We start from the raw sequence: 4,404 nt of genomic DNA on the forward strand, positions 1-4,404 counted from the left end.
TGGGTGCTCGGCAGCATCGCCCTGCTGGCCGGCGGCTTCTTCGAGCCGACGGCGCTCGGCATCGCTTTCGTGATTGCGCAAGGCGTGGCGGTGGCGCTCTTCGCCGAGTTCCAGTTCATGGGCCTGCGCCGCGACGCCTGACATACCGGCAAACCGGAAACGGAAGGCCGCGGGAGCGATCCTGCGGCCTTTTTCGCTTTTGGGAGAGAGTGCCGGAATTCCGCTTGACGTTATCATGGTACCAAGATACATAAGTGGCATGTCAAATCCTGTTGTTGAGCGCGTCCAGACGGGCGTCCGGATCGAGAAACGCCTCCTCAAGGTGCTGAAGGGGCTGGCCGAATATTTCGACATCTCCCTCGGCGATCTCCTCGAGGGGATCGTGCTGCATGCCTTCGAGGGCAAGGCGCCTCCATTCCGGCCGGAGCATCTGAAAGCCATCGAGGAGCTGAAGCGCGTCTACGGTCTCGACCTGGACTCGAGCGCCAGCCACCGCATGGTCGAGCGCAACCCGCAGGACGAGAATTAATCACCTGGTGGGGAGTACGCGCGATGCGCCGTTCGGTTTTCTGGTTGCTCGATCAATATGCGGAGACCGGCGAAACAGTCGCCCGGATCCATGCCACCGCGCTTCATCAGGCGCGGCTGGCGGATGAACTCGGTTTCCATGCGCTGTGGCTCGCCGAGCATCATTTCATGCCTCTGGGCACGGCGCCCAATCCGGCCGTGGTGCTGGCGGCAATCGCGCAGGCGACGACGCGGCTGCGCGTGGGCCCGGCCGTTGCCGTCCTGCCGATGCGCAATCCCATCCTGATCGCGGAAGACTATGCGCTCGTCGATGTGCTATCCGGCGGACGTCTCAACATGGGCGTCGGCACCGGTTCGCAGGCGGCTGAATTCACGGGCATGGGCGCGGACTTCGAGGGCAGGCGGGCCGCCTATGATGCGGGGCTTTCGGAAATCTGCGCGCGATGGCAGGCGGCAAGCGGCGGCGTGCGCGGGCCCGAGGGCATGAACGTACCGCCGGTGCAGATGCCGCGCCCGCCCATCTATGTCGCCACCGGCACGGATGACGGCGCCTATGCGGCAGGCAAGGCCGGGCATTCGCTGCTGACGCTGGTCTCGCCCGCGATGCAGGGGCTTGGCGATGTGGAAGCGCGCAACGCGGCGCATGCGCGTGGGCTTGCCGATGGCGGCCACGCGGCGGAAAGCGCGGAGTCGGTCGTCGTCGTGTTTGCGTATGTTGCTGCAACGGAAGAAGCGGCCAAGGCCACCGCACTTCCCGCGATGCTGAACTTCTTCAAGGCGGCGGCGGGCATCGTGCCGCCGGACCCGGACGGGATGTACAGCTACCTCTGCGCCAGCGATCTGGCACTTGCCGGCACGCCGGAACAGGTGGCGGCGCAGATCGAACGCTACGCGGCCATCGGCGTTCGGCACCTCGCTTTCGTGTCGCGCTTCGGCGGCATGGACGCACAGGCCGCCGAAGACAGCCTGCGCGCGCTGGCCCCGGCCGCCTGACACCTACGGGCAGCTTCCATCCACGATGTCCGGACCGCCATCGAAGCCGATGGTGCCGGTGAAGCTGCCGGGCGCGGCGGTGCAGAGATTGTTGCCGATGGTGGCGGTGTTCTCGTTGCCGGAACCGGAGAGCGTATTGCCCGTACCGTCGACGGTGAGGATGTCTTCGCCAATCGCACCTTCGAACACGGAATTGGAAACCGAGAGCGTGTTGTCCTCGTCGATATAAATGGCGCTGAGGTCGATGTCGCGGAAGGTGACGCCGGAAAGCGTGAGGATATTGTCCGCGATGGCGGACAGGCCGTCATTCTCCGATTGCTCGATCGAGCTGTTGGTGAGGGTCAGCGTGTTGCCGACATTGAGGTTGATGCCGTTCCAGCCGGTTCTGCTGAGGGCGAGATTGTCCACGATGAAGATATTGCCGGAATTCCCCTCGATGCCGGAATCCCAGAATTTGTCGAACACCGCATTGTTTATCGTGACCTCGTTGTCCCGGTCGACAACGACGGCCGAGCCGGCGTCGATGTCGGTGATCGAGATATTCGTGAGGCTGATCGTGTTGTAATCGTCGGCCCGCACACCCGCGTAGTGCAAGACGTCCATCGTGGAGTTGGACACAGTGAGGCGGTTGTCGTCGTCGATATAGATGCCGTAGATGTCTTCGTAGAAATTGACGCCGTTGACGAATATCTCGTTCCCGTCGCCGGCACCGATGCCATAGACCACCTCGCGTATTTCGAGATTCGTGAAGTGGAGATTGGTTTGACCGGCGCCGATATAGACGCCGTAGTCGGCCGTACCGGCCTGACCGTCGAGCAGCAGACCCGTGACATGCGTGTTGCTGCCGAAAAGCGTGAGGATGTCGCAGCCGCAAAGCTGGGCGACGACAGTGGGCGTGGCGCCGGGGATGGCATAATTGACGAGCGTGCCGGAGCTGACGCCGCGCAGGGCGAGGCTGGAGCCCGCGCCCGCGATCGTCTGGTCGCCGAGGATCCAGGCGCCCGCGACATCGCCATTGCCGCCATCGACGATGATGAGGCTGTTGGCGCCGGCCGCAAGCGCCGTCGCTTCGAGATCGCCCGACCCGTCGACGCGCTCGACGCGGTCGAAGGTGACGCCGGTAAGGGCGTCGGCGACCTTTTCCGTCTTGCTCGGCACGGTGACGATGTCGGTGTCGCGGACGAGCGCCTCCGTCATGCGCCGCTCGATGGGCGCGAGATTTTTCGGCGCGTCGCCGGCGAAGAGCGGAATGCGCAGACGGAAGCCCGCCTCCCACTGGTCGTCGCGGTAGCTGTCGTGCTGGAAGCTCGTCTCGAAGGAGAGGCGCGAGCCCGCGAGGCCGGGGATCGCGTCGTTGATGCGCCATTCGGCGCGGACGCGCGGGCCCTGCACGGGCTTCGAGAGTTCGCGGTCGTCGAAGCGGTAGCCGCCCGCATAGACGCGGAATTCGTTGCGCTCCGCATCGGCGCCGAGGTTTTCGAGCGGCACGCGCCAGCCGAGTTCGCCCTCGACGCCCCAGAGCGGCACTTCGCGGCCGCCGGTCATCAGGATCTGCGAACCGGCGAGTTCGATGGTTGTGAGGCCGCCGCCCGCTTTCGGATCGCTGGTGGGCACATAACCGTTGAGGCGCGCGTCGTAATCGACGGAGAGGGCCTCGAGGCCGAAGGCAACCTGGCCGAACGTGTTGCCGGTTTCGGATTCGCGGATGTCGTAGCCGCCCCAGACGCCGAGGTTCCAGCCCTGCTCCGTCATCCGGCGGTAGCCGAGCGCGAAATTGCCTTCCTTCACGCTTTCGGAAAAGAGCTTGCCCTTCACGTCCGCGAAGAGAAGACCGCGCTCGTTCTGGAGGAGCGGCACGAAGGCCGTCGCCTCGCCCCGGTCGCGCTCATTGGAGAGAAAGCCGCCGCCCTCGATCCAGGGGCTCCATTTGTCCGCATGGGCGGGCGCCGCGAGGAGCACCGATGCCGCCAGAACGGCTGCCGCCGTGAGCCGGATTTGCGCCTTCCAGACCATGAGAGCCCCCGCTTCCCACCCCGTGCCATTCCGGCACGCTCGATTCCTAGGGGAGAGGGGGAAGGCTGTCTATAAAAACCGGCGTTTCGGGAAGTAATGCTGGGCATTGCGGATCGTTGTCATGGGCCTTGTTATGCTGAATTCAGGGAATCCACCGACTACGGGATTTCCGTATTTTTGTTGACGCTACGGGATTTCCGTATATGCTGCCGAACGATGGACCCGAAGAATTCGAGTGGGACGATGAGAAGGCGGAAGCCAATCTCGCCAAGCACGGCGTTCCGTTCGAACTGGCGGCTGAAGTTTTCAGCGACCCCGACCGGCTCGATGTCGGCGACGACCGCTTCGCCTATGGCGAGGAGAGGCGTAACGCGGTGGGCGCCGTCGAAGGGGCCGTGCTGACGGTGAGCTACACAATGCGAGGCGACATTTGCCGGATCATCTCGGCGCGCCGCGCGAGCAGGAAGGAGCGCGACGCCTATGGCGACCGTTCGATATAAGCGCAAGGAAAAGAAGGCGACCGGCTTCTCGGAAGCGAGGAAGTCGCGCTTCGACGCGCGTGAGCCCGTGCCCGATGCCGACGCGCCGGAACTGACCGATGAGCAACTGGAGCGCGCCAAGGCCGCGCGCTTCGTGAAAACCGTGCGGGTGGAAACGGGGTTGAGCCAGGAGGCATTCGCGGCTCGCTACCGGATCAACGTCGCGCGGCTGCGAGACTGGGAGCAGGCACGCTCGAAACCCGATAGCGCCATCATCGCCTACTTCAAGGTGATCCGGCGGGAGCCGGAGATGGTGGCGCAGGTGGTGGACTGAAAAATAGTCCATACCGTCTCGTCATTGCGAGGAGCGATAGCGACGAAGCAATCCAGA

General features: G+C 64.4%; 5 protein-coding genes. 4 read left to right on the plus strand and 1 reads right to left on the minus strand.

The window, feature by feature from the left end; genetic code table 11:
* The first annotated feature begins 259 nt into the window (after window positions 1-259).
* A complete protein-coding gene (locus Q8S60_RS05650; protein ID WP_305276044.1) occupies window positions 260-529 on the plus strand; it encodes a hypothetical protein in 270 nt (89 codons plus the stop codon).
* Between the two features lie 23 nt (window positions 530-552).
* Window positions 553-1,521, plus strand: coding sequence for an LLM class flavin-dependent oxidoreductase (locus Q8S60_RS05655; protein ID WP_305276045.1), 969 nt, complete (start codon window positions 553-555; stop codon window positions 1,519-1,521).
* Window positions 1,522-1,524: 3 nt separating this feature from the next.
* Here Q8S60_RS05655 and Q8S60_RS05660 read toward each other — a convergent pair whose 3' ends face one another.
* On the minus strand, window positions 1,525-3,534 hold the full coding sequence (locus Q8S60_RS05660) for a right-handed parallel beta-helix repeat-containing protein (RefSeq protein ID WP_305276047.1): 2,010 nt from the start codon (window positions 3,532-3,534) through the stop codon (window positions 1,525-1,527).
* A gap of 203 nt (window positions 3,535-3,737) precedes the next feature.
* Here Q8S60_RS05660 and Q8S60_RS05665 point away from each other — a divergent pair, with 203 nt between their 5' ends.
* Window positions 3,738-4,034, plus strand: coding sequence for a BrnT family toxin (locus Q8S60_RS05665; RefSeq protein WP_305276048.1), 297 nt, complete (start codon window positions 3,738-3,740; stop codon window positions 4,032-4,034).
* On the plus strand, window positions 4,015-4,347 hold the full coding sequence (locus Q8S60_RS05670; protein ID WP_305276049.1) for a DNA-binding transcriptional regulator: 333 nt from the start codon (window positions 4,015-4,017) through the stop codon (window positions 4,345-4,347). Before Q8S60_RS05665 ends, Q8S60_RS05670 begins: the two co-directional genes overlap by 20 nt.
* The last annotated feature ends 57 nt before the right edge of the window (window positions 4,348-4,404 follow it).

Source organism: Parvibaculum sp. (assembly GCF_030694575.1).
Classification (GTDB): domain Bacteria; phylum Pseudomonadota; class Alphaproteobacteria; order Parvibaculales; family Parvibaculaceae; genus Parvibaculum.

Coding starts and splice junctions, on each gene's coding strand:
- Q8S60_RS05650 (WP_305276044.1), top strand. CDS start 260: ATGTCAAATCCTGTTGTTGAGCGCGTCCAGACGGGCGTCCGGATCGAG.
- Q8S60_RS05655 (WP_305276045.1), top strand. CDS start 553: ATGCGCCGTTCGGTTTTCTGGTTGCTCGATCAATATGCGGAGACCGGC.
- Q8S60_RS05660 (WP_305276047.1), bottom strand. CDS start 3,534: ATGGTCTGGAAGGCGCAAATCCGGCTCACGGCGGCAGCCGTTCTGGCG.
- Q8S60_RS05665 (WP_305276048.1), top strand. CDS start 3,738: ATGCTGCCGAACGATGGACCCGAAGAATTCGAGTGGGACGATGAGAAG.
- Q8S60_RS05670 (WP_305276049.1), top strand. CDS start 4,015: ATGGCGACCGTTCGATATAAGCGCAAGGAAAAGAAGGCGACCGGCTTC.